This is a genomic window from Planococcus sp. VCh962, assembly GCF_057748275.1.
In genome coordinates, this window is the sequence record NZ_JBYLHS010000003.1 from 1 (window position 1) to 18,296 (window position 18,296).

Consider the following 18,296-nt stretch of genomic DNA (forward strand, 5'->3'; position numbering starts at 1 on the left):
ACGTTGCTTCGGCCGTTTTGCGCGGCCGTCGCTAATTTGTTGACGTTTTGCTGTTCAGTTTTCAAGGTTCATGTTTTCTTTTTGTAACGCCGCACTCATTGGCGACTTGATTAATATACCATGCTGAATTATTTCCGTCAACTGTTTTACGAAAAAAACTTCTTCTTAAGCTAAATTCTTTTTCTTTCAGGAAACTTTATTGATTTTATAGACACTTCTGTTTACCCAACTTGATAAATTCTCTAGCAAATTTGCGCAAGCCGAATGGTTGAGCTGCACTAAAACTTTTCCATGGCTCTTTATAGAAGAAAGAGCCAAGAATAATAAATGCGCCGCACATTTTCTAGCTCAGAAACGATCGCATTGCCTCAGACATTTTATTGCATCTTGATCACCATTAACATAAAGACACCACAAATTAAAATAAGGCCTTGTTATAGAGGAGAATTCATTTCTTCCCAATAAAAAAACCCGCTGACAAAATCAGCGGGCCAAAATTATTCTGCGTCTTCTTCAATTTCTTCTTCTACATCATCAATCTCTTCAGTAGCAACAACTTCGTCTTCAGTATAGACATCTGCTCCAGCACTTTCTTCAATCAATGCTGCATCGACATCTCCTTCAACTTCTTCTGCCTCTTCAGGAATTTCAATATCTTTTTTCACACGTGCTACAGTCGCAACTGTTTCTTCTTCGGCCAACTTAATCAACCGAACACCTTGTGTGCTTCTGCCAGTCTGTGAAATGTGGTTAACGTCCATACGGATCAAAATACCGTTGACTGTAATCAACATGATGTCTTCTGTTCCATTGACCGTCCGCACAGCTACAAGTGGTCCGTTTTTGTCTGTAATCTGGCAAGTTTTGATTCCCATACCGCCTCTGGATTGAACGCGGTACTCGGATTCTTTCGTCTGTTTGCCATAACCTTTTTCCGTAATGACAAGAATGTTGTCTCCAGGATTCAAAACTTCCATTCCTACAACATTGTCGCCTTCACGCAATCGGATACCGCGAACACCGCTAGCTGTCCGCCCCATGCTGCGAATATCGGTTTCTGGGAAACGGATCAATGCACCATCACGGGTTCCGATAATCATTTCCTGGTTGCCGTCTGTCAGTTTAACCGAAATCAATTCATCTTCTTCACGTAGACTGATGGCTATCAAACCATTTTGGCGGATATTGGCATAACTTGATACCGGTGTCCGCTTGCTGATGCCTTCGCGCGTTGTAAAGAAGAAGAACGCATCTTCCTTAAACTCTTTAACCCGGATTACGGCCGTTACTTTTTCATCTTTGCTGATTTCCAGCAAGTTGACTAGTGGAAGGCCTTTTGCTGTTCTTCCATATTCAGGAACTTGATAGCCTTTCTTGCGATAGACTTTTCCTTTGTTTGTAAAGAACAGGATCGTGTCATGCGTAGATGTATAAAGCATGTGCTCAACGAAATCGTCTTCGTTGGTGCCCATTCCTTGTACACCACGTCCTCCGCGATTCTGGCTGCGGAACGTGTTGGCCGGCATCCGTTTGATATAACCGTTATGAGTTAATGTTAAAACAGAAGCTTCAACCGGAATCAAATCTTCATCTTCAAACATTTCCGTTCCACCTGTTGTGATTTCAGTTCTTCGCTCATCACTGAAACGTTCTTTCACTTCAGTCAATTCTTCGCGGATAATTTCCAGAATGCGGTATTCATTCGCTAAAATCTCGCGCAATTCATCGATCAATGCTACCAAACCTTGATATTCTTCTTCAATTTTGTCACGTTCCAAACCAGTCAAACGCTGAAGGCGCATATCCAAAATTGCTTGGGACTGGCGTTCTGACAAATTGAAATTGCTCATTAGGCCGTTACGGGCTTCTTCTGTTGTTTGAGAACTACGGATCAAAGCAATAATTGCATCAATGTGATCCAAGGCAATACGCAAACCTTCTAAGATATGCGCGCGGTCTTCCGCTTTCGTCAAATCAAATTGCGTACGGCGTCGAATGACTACTTTCTGGTGTTCTAAGTAATGGAAAAGCACTTCTTTTAAACCGAGGACTTTTGGATGGCCATCTACAAGCGCCAGCATATTAATCCCGAAGCTTGTTTGCATAGCCGTTTGTTTATACAAATTATTCAATAAAACACTTGCGCTCGCATCTCTGCGGACTTCAATGACAATGCGCATCCCGTTACGGTCAGATTCATCCCGCAAGTCGGTGATGCCATCAATCCGCTTATCGCGGACCAATTCTGCAATCTTCTCGATTAAGCGGGCTTTGTTCACTTGGAAAGGAAGTTCATGTACCAAAATGACTTCTTTGCCATTGGGTTTCGTCTCAATTTCAACTACGGAACGAATCATAATCGAACCTTTTCCAGTTTCATATGCCCGTCGTATACCGCTGCGGCCCAGAATGATGCCGCCTGTCGGGAAATCCGGGCCTGGAACGAATTCCATCAGCTCTTCAGTAGTAATTGCCGGATTTTCAGCTAAAGCGAGTACAGCATCTATTGTTTCACCCAAATGATGGGGTGGAATATTTGTCGCCATTCCGACTGCAATCCCGGAAGTGCCGTTTACCAATAAGTTCGGGAATCGGCTTGGCAGAACAACCGGTTCTTTTTCTTGACCGTCATAGTTTTCTTTATAGTCTATTGTATTTTTATTTAAATCACGCAATAGTTCCATAGAGATTTTTGACATTCTTGACTCGGTATAACGCATTGCCGCTGCTGCATCGCCATCGACAGATCCAAAGTTTCCGTGTCCATCCACGAGCATGTAGCGGTAACTGAAATCCTGCGCCATCCGTACCATTGTTTCATAAACAGCACTATCTCCGTGCGGATGATATTTACCAATAACGTCTCCGACGATACGTGCTGATTTTTTATAAGCTTTGTCTGCAGTAATCCCTAAATCATGCATTGCATATAGAATGCGGCGATGTACAGGCTTTAGCCCATCACGCACATCCGGTAAGGCACGCGATACGATAACACTCATGGCATAATCCAAGAATGACGTACGCATTTCCGTACTTATATTTATTTCTTCAACACCACTGCTAGGCCGTTCAGCCATATCCGCAGCCTCCTCTCAACTCTACATCGCTTAAACGTCCAGATTTTTAACATATCTAGCATTTTCTTCGATAAAATTACGGCGTGGCTCAACGTCATCTCCCATTAAAATGTGGAAAGTTTCATCTGCCACCATTGCGTCGTTTAACGTGACTTGCAGCAATGTCCGGACATCCGGATCCATCGTCGTATCCCATAATTGCTCCGCGTTCATTTCTCCTAAACCTTTATAACGCTGAATATTCGGCTTCGGTGTTGGAGATAATTTTCCAAGTGCGTCCTTCAATTGTGCATCGGTATACACATAATCCACGTGCTTGCCTTGTTTGATCTGGAACAACGGTGGCTGAGCAATATAAATATAGCCAGCTTCAAGCAAGGGACGCATATAGCGGAAGAAGAAAGTCAGCAACAGGGTTCGGATATGGGCACCGTCGACATCAGCGTCTGTCATGATAACCACTTTATGGTAACGGGCTTTTGCTAAATTAAACTCTTCACCGATTCCTGTGCCAAGTGCTGTGATGATATTTCGGATTTCAGCATTGGTAAGGATCCTGTCAAGACGTGCTTTTTCAACATTCAGGATTTTACCGCGCAACGGCAGAATCGCTTGGAAATGGCGGTCACGGCCTGATTTCGCCGAACCTCCGGCAGAGTCACCCTCAACGATGTATATTTCACTGATTTTCGGATCCCGTGAAGAGCAGTCTGCCAGTTTACCAGGCAAGCTTGATACTTCAAGAACGGATTTCCGGCGCGTGAACTCACGGGCTTTTTTGGCAGCCATACGGGCATGCGAAGCCATGATGCCTTTTTCGACAATTTTGCGTGAAACCGCTGGATTTTCCAAAAGGAATCGTTCAAAACCAGCTGAGAACAGATTATTGACGATAGTGCTGACTTCTGTATTGCCCAGCTTTGTTTTAGTTTGGCCTTCAAACTGTGGGTTCGGGTGTTTAATTGAAATAATAGCAGTTAACCCTTCCCTAACGTCATCACCAGTCAAATTGGCATCTTGTTCTTTCAGCATGCCATTTTTACGGCCATAATCGTTCACAACACGAGTCAAAGCAGTTTTAAAGCCGGATTCGTGTGATCCGCCTTCATGCGTATTGATATTATTAGCAAATGAAAAGATATTGGCAGCATAGCCAGCATTGTACTGCATGGCCACTTCTACAGAAATGCCGTCTTTTTCAGATTCCACGAAAATCGCTTCATCATGCAAAGGATCTTTGGATTTATTCAAATGCTCGACGTAAGATTTAATGCCGCCTTCAAAATGATAGACTTTCTCTTTTTCTTCACCTTCGCGTTCATCTCTTGCCACAATTCTCAAGCCGCGATTCAAATAAGCAAGTTCCCGCAAGCGATGGTCCAGAATATCAAATTCATAGACAGTCGTTTCCTTGAAAATATCAGCATCCGCTTTAAATCGGATTGTCGTCCCTGTATTTTCCGCTTCGCCGATTACGTGCAGCTCTTCCGTTACCGCTCCGCGTTCAAACTTGATATAATGCCGTTTCCCGTCACGGTTAACGTAAACTTCTGTCACTTCAGACAATGCGTTTACAACCGACGCACCTACACCGTGCAAGCCGCCGGACACTTTATAGCCTCCGCCGCCGAATTTACCGCCTGCGTGAAGAACAGTCATGATGACTTCTACTGCCGGACGTCCCATTTTTTCCTGCATACCTACAGGAATGCCGCGGCCGTTGTCTTCTACACGGATCCAGTCGCCGGGTTCGATTGTCACTTGAATTTCGTCGCAATAGCCTGCCAGCGCTTCATCGATACTATTGTCCACGATTTCCCAAACTAAATGGTGAAGTCCTCTTGAACTAGTTGAACCGATGTACATTCCGGGTCTTTTGCGAACAGCTTCCAATCCTTCTAAAACTTGTATCTGATTTGCATCATATGATGGTTGTAGATCTTTTTCTTCCATTGCCATTGCGTTCACCTACTCTTCCTTACAACATTCTGTTTCTACTGGCTAACTTATAGTCTATTTTGCTGAATCTTTTTCATGATGGCTTGGGCCCGCAAAGGCGAACCATAAGTGAAGTCATCCGTCACGATAAACGATTTCACTTTCTCTATAGGAACGAGCAGCCGCACAAAAGCAGCCGGCACGTAGTTTTCGTGAGTAATGACGGCAATTATCTCGGTTATGCGGATGGTCTGCTCTTTTCCAATATGAATGTAAATAGCCGGTCACTCCTTAACCATCCCTTGTGCCACTTCGAAAAGACGGGCGTTTTGAATCGTTTCGTGCTGGATTCCGTCTACACTGGTCGTTGTTACAAAGGTCTGGACAGAACCATGGATGGTGTTCAGCAAATGAGATTGCCGGTAATCATCCAGTTCCGATAAAACGTCGTCCAACAGAAGCACCGGTGCTTCCCCAACTTCCTGTTTAATCAATTCGATTTCCGCTAGTTTTAAGGACAGCGCGGTGGTTCTTTGCTGGCCTTGCGATCCATAGGTCTGGACATCATAGCCATTGACAAAAAACTGCAATTCATCACGGTGTGGACCGACAAGTGTCAAACCGCGCTCTATTTCCCGTTTTCGTACTTCAGCCAGTTTCTGCTCTAAAAAAGACGCCATCTCTTCAGGCGTCCATTCGGGCTTTAGACCGCTGATTGGTTGATAGCGGATTTGAAGTTGTTCCAGCCCGCGGGAAATGCCGTGATGGATAGGCTCAGCCCATTTTTGCAATAACTCCATGAACTGATAGCGTTTTCGGATAATTTTCACAGCTGCTTCGATAAACTGATCGGTATAAACGTCAAACATGACGTCATTAATGGCTTGCTTACCGTAATTTTGTTTCAATATATGATTTCGTTGCTTTAACAGTTTTTGATACATTAACAAATCGTGCAAATAAACGGGTGAAATTTGGCCGATTTCCATATCAATGAAACGTCGGCGAACTTGCGGGCTCCCTTTGACTAAATTCAAGTCTTCGGGCGCAAACATCACTACGTTTAATTGGCCGATATAATCACTCAGCCGCCGTTGTTCCAAATGATTGACTTTTGCCTTTTTCCCTTTTTTAGACAAGGTGATTTCCAAAGGCAGTTTCCCGTATTTCCGGAAAACATCAGCCTTTATTTTACCATAATCCGACTCCCAGCGTATCAATTCTTTATCATTGGTCGTCCGGTGGGACTTTGCCATGGACAAGACATATAAGGATTCCATTATATTGGTTTTGCCTTGAGCGTTCTCTCCGATAAAGACATTGATTTCGGGTGAAAAAGACAAATCTAATGTTTCGTAGTTCCGGTAATTCAAAAGTTCGAGGCGATCAATCCACATCGAAGCTCATGCCTTCGGCTACTACTATACGGAACTCCCCAGTCTCAGGAATTGTTACCGTATCGTTTGGACGCAGCTTGCGGCCTCTCCGATCTTCAGCTTCTCCATTCACAAATACTTCATGTTCACTGAGAAACCATTTTGCCATTCCTCCAGAACTGATTATATCGGTCTTCTTAAGTAATTGGCCAAGTGTGATAAATTCTGTGTCAATCGCGATTTCTTTCAAAATGCACTCATCCTTCGATTCGTAGTCTATCCCTTTACTTTACCCTATTTAGGGTAAAAAGTAAAAAGGATAGCCTGTATGGCTATCCTAGAGGGTGTTTTCTCTTTTTAATATGTCCGGACAGGAAGTATCAGCTGCAAAATGGAGTCATCAAGTGCTGATTTCAAAATGAAGGGGCGCATCGCTCCCGTAAATTGAATGAGCACGTCTTGGCCGTCGATTGCTTTTAAAGCATCCATCATAAATTTAGCACTAAAGGAAATTTTCAGTTCTTCGCCTTCAATACTTTGTGCTTGAAGCTGCTCTTCTACCTTCCCTACTTCTGGAGAATTGGAAGACACTTCTACTTCGTTGCCGGAAGTAGTAGAAAAACGCACCACGTTATTGCGTTCTTCCCGCGCTAATAAAGAAGCACGGTCGATTGCTTGAAGCAATGAACGTCCATTAACCGTCACTTCTGTTTTGTATTCAGATGGAATGAGACGGGAAGTATCTGGGTAATTGCCTTCAAGAAGACGGGAGAAAAACAAAATGTGCTTGGATTTAAACAAGACTTGCTGATTTGTCATAACGATTTCAACAGGATCAGAGTTGTCATCCAGGATTTTATTTAATTCAGTTAAACTTTTCCCAGGAATTACAACACTGTATTCCCCTTCAGGCAAAGTTTCCAATTTGGTTTTGCGGCGTGCCAAACGGTGGCTGTCTGTAGCTACACAAACCAATTCCCCTTCTTTTACTTCCCAGTGAACACCAGTTAATACAGGACGGGTTTCTGAACTTGACACCGCGAATACCGTTTCACGGTTGATCGTTTTTAATAAGTCTGCCGGAATGGTGAACAAACGGTCATCTTGGATATCAGGAAGCTGTGGATAATCAAGTGCATCCAAACCGATCAAATGGAATTCAGATTTACCGGAACGGATATGTGTCTGGAAATTCCCTGTAATTTCGATTTCTACTTCATTTGTTGGCAGTTTCCGGATGATCTCTCCAAATACTTTTGCCTGAAGCACAATACTTCCGCCTTCAGTAACTCGGATGATTTGTTCTCCATCTTCTTCAGCCGGGATAAAAGTTTGGATTGTGATATCCGAATCACTTCCTGTTAATCTCATTCCTTCTGAAGAAACGTCCATTTTAATTCCAGTTAAAATCGGAATCGTTGTTTTAGAACTTACCGCTTTCATTACATCATTTAAACCTTCGACTAAACGTTCACGCATTATCTCGAATTTCATTCTCGAACCTCGCTTATATATATATTTTATTTAAAAATCTTTAAAGTAATAATAGTAGTAGGGGCTGTGAATATGTGGATAACCCCGATAAACTGAATCAAAGCAGCTTATCCACATGTAGATAAGCTGTGCACAAACTGCTTTATAAAGTATTGGGTTATCCACAAGTGAATTACCCTTTGCCAAGCGCACTTCTTATATCTTTTACATCCTGCTGGAGCTGCTGATTGTCCTTCATCATTTTTGAAATCTTCTCATGGGCATGGATGACCGTCGTATGGTCACGCCCCCCAAATTCTTCTCCAATTTTAGGCAAAGAAAAATCCGTCAATTCCCGGGACAGATACATAGCCACTTGACGAGGATATGCAATGTCTTTCGTACGGCGTTTTGTTTTAAAATCTTCTAATTTAACATTAAATTGATCCCCGACTGCATGCTGGATGTCCAAAATCGTAACAACTTTCGGCTTGGAGTTCGGCATGATATCTTTTAGTGCCTCCGCTGCCAGTTCCGCACTCATATCACGGTTGATCAAAGAGGAATAAGCGACAACACGGATTAAAGCCCCTTCAAGTTCACGAATATTCGAGTCAATGGAATTAGCGATATACGTCATCACATCGTTCGGGATATCAAGACCGTCTGCTTTCGCTTTTTTGCGCAGAATCGCAATCCGCGTTTCCAGATCCGGCGGCGTAATATCTGTGATCAATCCCCATTCAAAACGGGATCTTAGGCGGTCCTCCAATGTCGGAATTTCTTTTGGTGGCCGATCGCTCGAGATGATAATTTGCTTCGATTCTTCATGCAGTGTATTGAAAGTATGGAAAAATTCTTCTTGCGTCTGCTCTTTACCGGCCAAAAATTGAATATCATCGATCAAAAGAATATCAACACTGCGGTATTTATTGCGGAAGTCAACGGTTTGGTTATCACGAATCGAGTTGATAAATTCGTTCGTAAATTTTTCCGAAGACAAATAAACCACTTTGGCATTCGGGTTGTGTTCAAGGACATAATGTCCAATTGCGTGCATTAAATGTGTCTTGCCAAGTCCTACTCCTCCATAGATAAACAGCGGATTATACGCTTTAGCCGGGGCTTCAGCCACTGCTAACGATGCAGCGTGAGCAAAGCGGTTGCCGGATCCAATAACAAATGTGTCAAATGTATATTTTGGATTCAGCATGCCAGGAAGAAATTCCTGATGCTCATTTTGCCCTGGTTTTATGCGGGGGGCAGGAAGTTGAAAATCGTCCATATCCTGATCTTTTGGCACAACAAATTTTATCAGCAGATCATCACCTGTTGAATCCGAAAGAATTCCAGTAATTAAATGCACGTAATGGTTTTCCAACCAATCACGTGCAAACGAATTAGGCGCTGAAATTGTCACTGTGTCATTCTGATAGGATAAAAGTTTTGTTGATTTTAACCATGTTTCAAAACTGGGTTTGGAGATTTTAGTTTCAACTTGGGCTAAGACACTCGACCAAAGTTCGTCTAAGTGTTCCAATAGCTCTTCTCCTTTATATGTAAAATATTTTTTAAGTATACCATACACAAAATCACAGGTTGTGGATAACCTTTATAAACAAGCCCGTGAATAACTATCCACATCTTACCCACAGTTTGTGGATAACTTATTTAGAGTAAAAATTATTAACAAGTGAAAACAAGTTAATGTTAACAAAAAAACCGAGACATTACAAGAAGTTCTTAAACTTATCCACATTCCCTTTATTGTGCACAACAAAGCTATCCACAGGGGCTTTGTATGTGAGGAAGTTGTAGATAAGGCTTGTGGATAAGAAATTTTAGAAAAAAATTGCTGCACAATAATAATTCTGTTTTCTGAAGCGATTGTGGATAACTTGGTTTAATGGAGGAAGAAGAAAATCGACTCTTTTTTACGTTGTTTTTCAAAGTTATGGCCGATTCTCTTTAATTATTAATGAAAGTTACTGATCTGCTTGGAGGCTGCAAAAAAATCAGCATTGTGCAGGCGAGGTAATAGAGGAATTTTTTATCTGCATATCTGGAGGCCGTCGATAAAGAAGCATCCGCCAGGAACATTCTCTTCAACGAGATTGCGTTAGAACCGCAGAATCTTATGTTGCCTTTTCAATAAGACATTGACATTTAATGCATTGCGACTATATAATAGTCAAGACTGTCTTTGAGAAAAGAGTTAACTTTTATTCAGGAGGTGTCACCATGACATTACGCACATACCAACCAAATACACGTAAACACAGCAAAGTACACGGCTTCAGAGCACGTATGAGCACTAAAAACGGACGTAGAGTAATTGCTGCACGCCGTCGCAAAGGAAGAAAAGTATTATCAGCTTAAGTCCACTGACCGCATCAGTGGTCTTTTTTTCTTTTCTGCTGATTTTCAGTGGAAATGAACCAAAATAAGCAGGTGAAAAAATGAATAAGCAACAACGAATCAAGAAAAACATCGAATTTCAACGGATCTTCAAAAAAGGGAAATCCTTTGCGAATCGCCAATTTATTGTTTATGTCATGAAAAGCGATCAGCCGGAATTCAGGCTGGGGTTGTCTGTCAGCAAAAAAGTAGGAAACGCAGTTACGAGAAACCGCATCAAGCGTTATATCCGGCAAACTTTCTTGGAATTAAAAGAAGATTTGCTGCCAAATGCGGATTACGTTATTATCGCCCGGCAACAGGCGGCCGAATTAGATTTTCACGAAAGCAAGAAAAGTTTGGAACATGTTTTAAAAATTGCACGGGCTCTGCCTAAGAAGTAGAAAGAGTTATCGTTTGAATGTTATTATAGAAGTAATTGAAAAATAGTTTGGGGGAAGAAGGTTGAATAAGCGAATAGTTCTGCTTATTTCACTAGTAGCAGCAACCTTGCTGCTTGCCGGTTGTACTGAATTTGATCAGCCGATCAGTGGAAAAAGTGAAGGATTTTGGAACGAATTTATAGTCTGGCCATTGGTAGCAACGATCACCTATTTCAAAAATTTACTTGGAACGTACGGATTAGGGATTATCGCAGTGACCATTATCATCCGATTAGCTTTATTGCCATTAATGATCAAACAAACCCGCAGCTCTAAGCGGATGCAGGAAGTGCAGCCGAAACTGAAAGAGCTGCAAGCAAAATACAAGTCGAAAGATGCTGTAACTCAGCAGAAATATCAGCAGGAAATGATGGCTCTTTTCTCAGAAAATGGCGTTAATCCGATGGCTGGCTGTCTGCCTGTATTGATCCAAATGCCGGTGCTGATCGGTTTTTATCACGCGATTAGCCGGATGAACAGCACACCGTCAATCGATTTGGGAAGCTTTTTGATTTTCCCTCTCGCTGAACCAAGCATTATCCTGGCTATTATTGCAGGTCTGATGCAATTTATCGTCTTGTGGACGGGTCCTGCCATGGACAATCCACAAATGAAAATCATGATGTACTTCATGCCGGTGATGATTATCGGATTTGGTATTGTCTTGCCATCTGCTTTAACTTTGTATTGGGTAGTCGGAAACATTATTTCTCTTATTCAGAATTTGGTTATTTACCGTCCATGGGAAAAGAAAGAGGTAGCAGTAGCGGCAACGCCAGCAGCTGCATCGAAAAAAGAAGTGAAGCAACCTGTTAAAACGAAAGCGAAAGCAGGAGGGGCTAAAAAGTGAAACAGATTACGCAAACGGGTACAACTGTTGAAAACGCGATATCTGCAGCATTAGAAAAACTCCAAGTAACACGAGACGAAGTAACCATCCATGTGATTCAAAGTGAAAAAAAAGGATTTTTGGGTTTTGGCTCAAAACCGGCTGAAGTAGAAGTTACAGTAAATGAACCGGAAGCTGATCCATTTGTAAAAGAGGAAGCAATGGCGAAAATAGCTGTCATCGAACCGGAAGAGATTTTAGAAAAATTGGTAGAAGAAGCGCCGAGCGAATCAAATGAACGTGCAATCCAGGAAACCAAAGACTATATTCAATCCATTGCAAAGGGCATGATGATTGAAGATCTGAAAATTAGCCATAAACAGAACGGCAAACAAGTCAGTTTTTATTTAGAAAGCGAAAAAGTGGCTATGCTGATTGGAAAACGAGGAAATACCTTAAATTCTCTTCAGCAACTTGCTCAATTAGTCGCCAATAAATATTCCAACCAATTTATGATGGTTGAGCTGGACGCCGAAAATTACCGGGAACGCCGTCAGGAAACACTGGAACAATTGGCGGAACGCATGGCTGACAAAGCGATTCGCACAGGAGGCCGTGTTCAATTCGAACCGATGCCATCCTATGAGCGGAAAGTGATTCATCAGGCATTGTCCCGGCGAATGGATATCGATACGTACTCGGAAGGCAAAGATCCGAATCGTTATCTTGTAATTGAACCTTTAAGATGAAGTGGTGTGAATAAAATAAAGTTGAACGGCTTGCTTCCAGGCAAGCCGTTTTTTTGCGGCTTTTTATTAAAACTTTACGAAAAATTGAGCGCTCTGCCTTTCGGATTATACCCATTTATGCTAATGTAATATGTTAGAAAGTCGTGTGCTTTTACTAGTTGTCCACATGTGGACAACTTTTTTAAAGAGAAAATTTGATTTTTTGGCTGAAAAAAGTCTGGGGATAAGTTTTATGGCCAGATTTTTTATTTTTAATCATTCAAGCGTTTGCGCTTTTTACATTAATTTATTTAATCGGTTGTTTAGGTTTTTCAGATTGTCTAGCTGCAAGAGCCAGCTTCTCGGGTCATAAGTCACTCCGGTGTCTAGTTCAGTGCCTAGCTCTTTGGGTCATAAGTCAACCCAGCTGTGTGGCAAAATTCGCCACTTCGCTGGTCCGTCTTATGCCTGTCAGAGCTAAACAGGCACTTCTACTTTTCGAGGCTGTGCGGCAAAAAGCGCCGCTTCGCCGGATCGTCTTATGCCTGTCGAAGCTGAACGGCTCTTTCTGCTTTTCAGATTGTCTAGCTGCAGCGCCTAGTCCCTCGAGGTCTTAAGGCAACCCATCTGTACGGCAAAAACCTGCCGTTTCGGTGTACTGCCTTAAGCCTGTCGGGACTAAACAGGCGCTTCCGCTTTTCAAATTGTCTAGCTCCGGTGCCCAGCCCCTCGTGGTCGCTTCAGCCTGTCCAGCAATGGCAAAAAAGCGCCATTACCGGCCAGACTTCCAGCGCTTGTCGGGGCTACATGGGCACCTACGCTTTTCTAAATAAGGAGGAATATCATGGAATTCGATACAATTGCTGCGATCTCCACGCCAAGCGGTGAAGGCGCTATTGCCATTGTCCGTTTAAGCGGGCCGGAAGCGATCGGGATTGCGGATAAGCTGTTCCGGGCACCTAGCGGCAAGAAATTGGCAACGCAGACCACACATACGATACATTATGGGCATTTGGCGGATCCGTGGACGGAGGAAGTAGTGGAAGAAGTCATGGTATCGTTCATGAAAGCTCCAAAAACGTTTACCCGCGAAGATGTGATTGAAATAAATTGCCACGGAGGCATTGTGTCCGTCAACCGTGTATTGGCATTGGTGCTTCGTGCAGGTGCACGATTGGCGGAACCCGGTGAATTTACAAAACGGGCATTTTTAAACGGCCGCATTGATTTATCACAAGCTGAAGCAGTCATGGATTTGATCCGTGCAAAAACAGACCGGGCGATGGACGTGGCCCTTAATCAGATGGAAGGGCGCTTATCGAAACTGATTGGGACGCTGCGCCAGGCTTTGCTTGAATCCATTGCACAAATGGAAGTGAATATCGATTATCCGGAATATGACGATGTGGAAGAAATGACGCGTCCGATTATGCTTGAAAAAGCACAGTGGGTGCGATCGGAAATTGAAAAATTGCTGCAGACTTCTTCTCAAGGGAAAATTTTAAGAGAAGGGCTTTCCACCGTCATTGTCGGCAGGCCGAATGTTGGAAAATCGTCTCTTTTAAACAGCCTGGTGCAGGAAAACAAAGCAATTGTAACGGAAATAGCGGGAACCACCCGTGATATAATAGAAGAATACGTCAACGTCCGCGGTGTGCCGCTGCGTTTAGTGGATACAGCCGGAATCCGTGAAACGGAAGATATCGTTGAACGGATCGGCGTTGAGCGGTCACGCAAAGTACTGAAAGAAGCGGACTTGATCCTCTATGTGTTGAATTATTCGGAAGCTTTGACAGCAGAAGATGAACTGTTGTTTGAAGCGGTGAAAGATATGGATTATATTGTAGTCATCAATAAAACCGATTTGCCGCGGAAAATAGATTTGGATCAAGTTCAGGAATTAGCGGGCGATAAAATGCTGGTCACGACTTCATTAATTGAAGAAGAAGGAATCGATCAGCTGGAAGAAGCCATCGCTGAATTGTTTTTTGAAGGCCACATTGAAGCAGGGGATATGACCTATGTTTCCAATGCGCGCCATATTGCATTGCTGCATCAAGCACATCAGACAATTTCGGATGCCATTGAAGCGGCGGATATGGACGTGCCGGTCGATATGATACAGATAGATGTTACTCGAACATGGGAAATTCTTGGGGAAATCATTGGCGATACCGCTGACGATGGCCTCTTGAACCAATTATTTTCTCAGTTCTGTCTAGGGAAATAAAACTCGAAGGGAATGAACGAACATGCCACAATACGAAGCAGGCACGTTCGATGTCATCGTAGTAGGAGCTGGGCATGCAGGGGCAGAAGCTGCTCTTGCATCAGCTCGCATGGGCGCTAAGACGCTTGTGTTGACGATGAATCTGGATATGATCGCATTTATGCCATGCAACCCGTCAATTGGCGGACCCGCAAAAGGCATTGTAGTACGTGAAATAGATGCACTTGGCGGTGCCATGGGGCGCGTTATCGATAAAACACACATTCAAATGAGAATGTTGAATACCGCAAAAGGACCGGCTGTCCGCGCACTTCGTGCACAAGCCGACAAAGTGCTTTACCAGCAGGAAATGAAACGCCTGATGGAAGAAGAGAAGAATTTGACGCTTCACCAGGGAATTGCCGAAAAATTAGTGGTGGAAGACGGCAAAGTAACCGGATTGATCACGCAAGTAGGCGGTATTTACCGGGCGAAATCCGTAGTTATCACCACCGGTACATTTCTGCGCGGTGAAATCATCATTGGGGACCTGCGCTATTCAAGCGGTCCAAACAACCAGCAGCCATCAATTAAACTGGCAGAAAACCTGGAAGAACTCGGCTTTGAAACAGTCCGCTTCAAAACAGGGACGCCGCCGCGCGTCAACAGCAACTCAATCGATTACAGCAAAACAGAAATTCAGCCCGGCGACGACGAACCGCGTGCCTTCAGTCATGAAACAACTGAATTTATCATGGACCAACTGCCTTGCTGGCTGACTTATACGAACGAAAAAACACATCAAATCATCGATGAAAATCTTCATTTATCGCCGATGTATTCTGGAATGATCAAAGGAACAGGTCCAAGATATTGCCCGTCGATCGAAGATAAAGTGGTGCGTTTCAACGATAAGCCGCGCCACCAGATCTTCCTTGAACCGGAAGGCCGCAATACGCGTGAGGTTTACGTACAAGGGCTTTCAACCAGTTTGCCTGAGCATGTGCAAAGAAAATTGCTGGAATCGATTCCGGGGCTTGAGAAAGCTGAAATGATGCGTGCTGGATATGCCATCGAGTATGATGCAATCGTTCCGACGCAATTATGGCCGACACTGGAATCAAAACAAATTGAAAATCTTTACACAGCTGGCCAGATCAACGGAACTTCCGGATACGAAGAGGCGGCAGGACAAGGCTTGATGGCCGGTATTAACGCCGCTGCCAAAGTGCTGGGCAAAGAAGAAGTGATCTTGAGCCGTTCCGACGCCTATATCGGAGTTTTGATTGATGATTTGGTGACAAAAGGAACGAATGAACCGTATCGGTTACTGACTTCCCGTGCGGAATACCGTTTATTGCTGCGCCACGACAACGCGGATATGCGATTGACGGAACTTGGCCATAAACTGGGCATGATTTCCGACGAACGTTATGCGAAATTCCAAGCGAAAAAAGAGCGCATCGAAGAAGAAATCAAACGGTTGAGAGGCATCATGATCAAACCGAATGATACGACGCAGCAATTGATCAGAGATGCAGGCGGCAGTGAATTGAAAGATGGCATTCGCGGAGCGGATCTATTAAAACGCCCGGAAATGACATACGACATGATTGCCCAGCTGACAGCTTCTGAAATCGACCTGGAAGATGAAGTGAAAGAACAAGTCGAAATTCATATTAAATATGAAGGCTACATCGAGAAATCACTTCAGCAAGTAGCTAAACTGAAAAAAATGGAAGACAAAAAAATACCAGAAAACATTGATTATCACTCGATTTCTGGCTTAGCGACTGAAGCACGGGGTAAATTGTCCGAAGTTCGCCCGCTTTCCATCGCACAGGCTTCCCGAATTTCAGGGGTGAATCCTGCTGACATTTCGATTCTTTTGGTGTATATTGAACAAGGTAGAATCGCAAAAGTATCTGTTTAAACAAGAAAAGCGCCGAAGCTAGACATAGAAAAGCGCAGAACGATAAAGCTGGACAAACAATAAATGGGCTGGCATTGACCAGTCCATTTTTACATAGAAAAACCGGATGAAGTTTTAACACATAGAAGACGGAAGAGAAGAAGAGGGAGGAAGAAACAAGTGAACGAACAACAATTCAAAGATGCCCTCAGTGAAAAAGGAATCCAGCTGACAGAACTTCAACTAGATCAATTTCAGATTTATTTTGAAGAACTGGTCGAATGGAATGAAAAAATGAATTTAACAGCGATTACAGATCAACCTTCTGTCTACTTAAAGCATTTTTTTGATTCCATTACAGCAGCTTTTTACCTGGATTTCACGCAACCATTAAAAGTCTGTGATGTGGGTGCAGGAGCAGGATTCCCGAGCATTCCATTGAAAATATGCTTCCCCCATATAGAAGTCACCATTGTGGACTCGTTAAATAAGCGTATCCAATTCCTTACGCATTTAAGTGATAAGCTGAACTTATCGAATGTTCAATTTATTCATTCGCGTGCGGAAGATTTTGGCCAATCAAAGCATCGTGAAAGCTACGACTTGGTAACGGCAAGAGCAGTGGCCAGATTGTCTGTATTAGCGGAATTATGTGTTCCCCTTGTAAAAAATGGCGGGGTATTTGCAGCCATGAAGGCTGCATCGGCTCCTGATGAATTGAAAGATGCGGAAAAAGCTTTACTTAAATTAGGGGTTAAAGAAGAAAGCATCCATTCGTTCAAATTGCCAATTGAAGAAAGTGATCGATACCTTCAAGTATTCCGGAAATTTAAAGAGACCCCTAAAAAATATCCTCGTAAACCCGGAGTTCCAAATAAATCACCGATAACTTGAAGAATGAAAAGGTTTAGCGATGTTTCACGTGGAACACTGGCATAAAAAGGTAAAGGTTCAATGAGTAGCGAATAGTAAACAAGTGAGCTTTTAAAAGGTGGTGCTTGAGGATGAAGAGTCCTTTTTCCCGTTTCTTCGGGGGCGGAGATAAAGCAGATGAACCAGAACAACCAATAGAGGCAACAAACAAGCTTTCAGAAGAAGTAGTTAAGTTGCCGATTGAGAAAATAAGCGCAAACAAATTCCAGCCTCGTACGGTGTTCGATGAAGAAAAGATTGAAGAATTGGCCCGCACGATTCACATGCATGGGGTTATTCAACCGATTGTTGTAAGAGCGTCGGATGAAGAGGGGAATTATGAAATCATTGCAGGAGAACGGCGTTTCCGGGCAATGTCTTCTTTAGGATGGGCAGAAGTTCCGGCAATCGTCCGCCAGCTAAGCGATAAAGAAACAGCATCGATTGCATTGATTGAAAATTTGCAGCGTGAAGAACTGACTTCGATTGAAGAAGCCAATGCCTATCAAAATTTGCTTGAACTCCAAGGCATTACTCAGGAAGCTCTTGCTCAGAGGCTTGGCAAAGGACAGTCGACCGTAGCCAATAAACTCAGATTGTTGAAACTGCCGGAAGAACTCCAAACAGCGCTATTAAACCGGATCATTACGGAGCGGCATGCCCGGGCACTGCTTAAAGTAAAAGACGCTGAAATACAAAAGAAGCTGTTTGATGAAACAGTAGAACAAGGCCTTAATGTAAAACAGCTGGAAATGAAAGTCGAAAAAATATTGTCTGCCGAACCGAAAAAGGCGAAACCGAGAAGAAAAGCGGTAAGCCGGGATGTCAGAATTGCGATGAATACCATTAAACAATCTTTGAGTATGGTAACAAAAAGCGGAATTGACTTGTCGACGGAAGAAGAAGACCATGACGAGTATTATCAAATTACGGTAAAAATACCAAAGAAAAAATCATAAAAAAGCTCTTTCCAATGTTGGAAAGAGCTTTTTTAATAGG

The 18,296-nt window shown here is 43.1% G+C and carries 14 protein-coding genes; 8 read left to right on the top strand and 6 right to left on the bottom strand.

Annotated features, from left to right (window positions below; translation table 11 throughout):
* Positions 1–497: 497 nt before the first annotated feature.
* The 6 genes from gyrA to dnaA all read right to left on the bottom strand — a co-directional run bounded on the left by gyrA (position 498) and on the right by dnaA (position 9,407).
* Entirely contained in the window at positions 498–3,080 is a 2,583-nt protein-coding gene (gene gyrA, locus AC3AQ9_RS11260; protein WP_488307589.1) for a DNA gyrase subunit A, read from the bottom strand.
* 30 nt (positions 3,081–3,110) lie between these two features.
* Positions 3,111–5,039, bottom strand: a complete 1,929-nt coding sequence (gyrB, locus tag AC3AQ9_RS11265) for a DNA topoisomerase (ATP-hydrolyzing) subunit B (RefSeq protein ID WP_488307857.1) — start codon at positions 5,037–5,039, stop codon at positions 3,111–3,113.
* 263 nt (positions 5,040–5,302) lie between these two features.
* Entirely contained in the window at positions 5,303–6,415 is a 1,113-nt protein-coding gene (gene recF, locus AC3AQ9_RS11270) for a DNA replication/repair protein RecF (protein WP_488307590.1), read from the bottom strand.
* Positions 6,405–6,644, bottom strand: a complete 240-nt coding sequence (gene yaaA, locus AC3AQ9_RS11275; protein WP_488307591.1) for a S4 domain-containing protein YaaA — start codon at positions 6,642–6,644, stop codon at positions 6,405–6,407. Before yaaA ends, recF begins: the two co-directional genes overlap by 11 nt.
* A gap of 107 nt (positions 6,645–6,751) precedes the next feature.
* On the bottom strand, positions 6,752–7,888 hold the full coding sequence (gene dnaN, locus AC3AQ9_RS11280) for a DNA polymerase III subunit beta (RefSeq protein WP_437149134.1): 1,137 nt from the start codon (positions 7,886–7,888) through the stop codon (positions 6,752–6,754).
* 172 nt (positions 7,889–8,060) lie between these two features.
* Positions 8,061–9,407 carry a chromosomal replication initiator protein DnaA gene (dnaA, locus tag AC3AQ9_RS11285; RefSeq protein WP_488307592.1) on the bottom strand — a complete coding sequence of 449 codons (1,347 nt, stop codon included), beginning with the start codon at positions 9,405–9,407 and terminating at the stop codon, positions 8,061–8,063.
* Positions 9,408–10,108: 701 nt separating this feature from the next.
* On the opposite strand from dnaA, the gene rpmH reads away from it, so the two are divergent.
* From rpmH to noc, 8 genes are all read left to right on the top strand, one after another.
* On the top strand, positions 10,109–10,246 hold the full coding sequence (gene rpmH, locus AC3AQ9_RS11290) for a 50S ribosomal protein L34 (RefSeq protein ID WP_006830546.1): 138 nt from the start codon (positions 10,109–10,111) through the stop codon (positions 10,244–10,246).
* Positions 10,247–10,326: 80 nt separating this feature from the next.
* Positions 10,327–10,668, top strand: coding sequence for a ribonuclease P protein component (gene rnpA / locus AC3AQ9_RS11295; RefSeq protein WP_488307593.1), 342 nt, complete (start codon positions 10,327–10,329; stop codon positions 10,666–10,668).
* A gap of 61 nt (positions 10,669–10,729) precedes the next feature.
* Positions 10,730–11,557 carry a membrane protein insertase YidC gene (gene yidC, locus AC3AQ9_RS11300; RefSeq protein ID WP_488307594.1) on the top strand — a complete coding sequence of 276 codons (828 nt, stop codon included), beginning with the start codon at positions 10,730–10,732 and terminating at the stop codon, positions 11,555–11,557.
* Positions 11,554–12,285, top strand: coding sequence for an RNA-binding cell elongation regulator Jag/EloR (jag, locus tag AC3AQ9_RS11305; protein WP_488307595.1), 732 nt, complete (start codon positions 11,554–11,556; stop codon positions 12,283–12,285). The genes yidC and jag overlap by 4 nt, the downstream gene beginning before the upstream one ends.
* Before the next feature lie 823 nt (positions 12,286–13,108).
* Entirely contained in the window at positions 13,109–14,494 is a 1,386-nt protein-coding gene (mnmE, locus tag AC3AQ9_RS11310) for a tRNA uridine-5-carboxymethylaminomethyl(34) synthesis GTPase MnmE (RefSeq protein ID WP_488307596.1), read from the top strand.
* 22 nt (positions 14,495–14,516) lie between these two features.
* Entirely contained in the window at positions 14,517–16,406 is a 1,890-nt protein-coding gene (gene mnmG / locus AC3AQ9_RS11315; protein WP_488307597.1) for a tRNA uridine-5-carboxymethylaminomethyl(34) synthesis enzyme MnmG, read from the top strand.
* Positions 16,407–16,565: 159 nt separating this feature from the next.
* Positions 16,566–17,279 (top strand): 16S rRNA (guanine(527)-N(7))-methyltransferase RsmG, encoded by a 714-nt coding sequence (rsmG, locus tag AC3AQ9_RS11320; protein ID WP_488307598.1) that lies wholly within the window; start codon positions 16,566–16,568, stop codon positions 17,277–17,279.
* A gap of 110 nt (positions 17,280–17,389) precedes the next feature.
* A complete protein-coding gene (noc, locus tag AC3AQ9_RS11325; RefSeq protein WP_488307599.1) occupies positions 17,390–18,256 on the top strand; it encodes a nucleoid occlusion protein in 867 nt (288 codons plus the stop codon).
* Positions 18,257–18,296 lie beyond the last annotated feature (40 nt).

Excerpts from the sequence above, each read along its gene's own strand:
- gyrA (WP_488307589.1), bottom strand. The coding sequence starts at position 3,080 with ATGGCTGAACGGCCTAGCAGTGGTGTTGAAGAAATAAATATAAGTACG.
- gyrB (WP_488307857.1), bottom strand. The coding sequence starts at position 5,039 with ATGGCAATGGAAGAAAAAGATCTACAACCATCATATGATGCAAATCAG.
- recF (WP_488307590.1), bottom strand. The coding sequence starts at position 6,415 with ATGTGGATTGATCGCCTCGAACTTTTGAATTACCGGAACTACGAAACA.
- dnaN (WP_437149134.1), bottom strand. The coding sequence starts at position 7,888 with ATGAAATTCGAGATAATGCGTGAACGTTTAGTCGAAGGTTTAAATGAT.
- rpmH (WP_006830546.1), top strand. The coding sequence starts at position 10,109 with ATGACATTACGCACATACCAACCAAATACACGTAAACACAGCAAAGTA.
- rnpA (WP_488307593.1), top strand. The coding sequence starts at position 10,327 with ATGAATAAGCAACAACGAATCAAGAAAAACATCGAATTTCAACGGATC.
- mnmE (WP_488307596.1), top strand. The coding sequence starts at position 13,109 with ATGGAATTCGATACAATTGCTGCGATCTCCACGCCAAGCGGTGAAGGC.
- mnmG (WP_488307597.1), top strand. The coding sequence starts at position 14,517 with ATGCCACAATACGAAGCAGGCACGTTCGATGTCATCGTAGTAGGAGCT.
- noc (WP_488307599.1), top strand. The coding sequence starts at position 17,390 with ATGAAGAGTCCTTTTTCCCGTTTCTTCGGGGGCGGAGATAAAGCAGAT.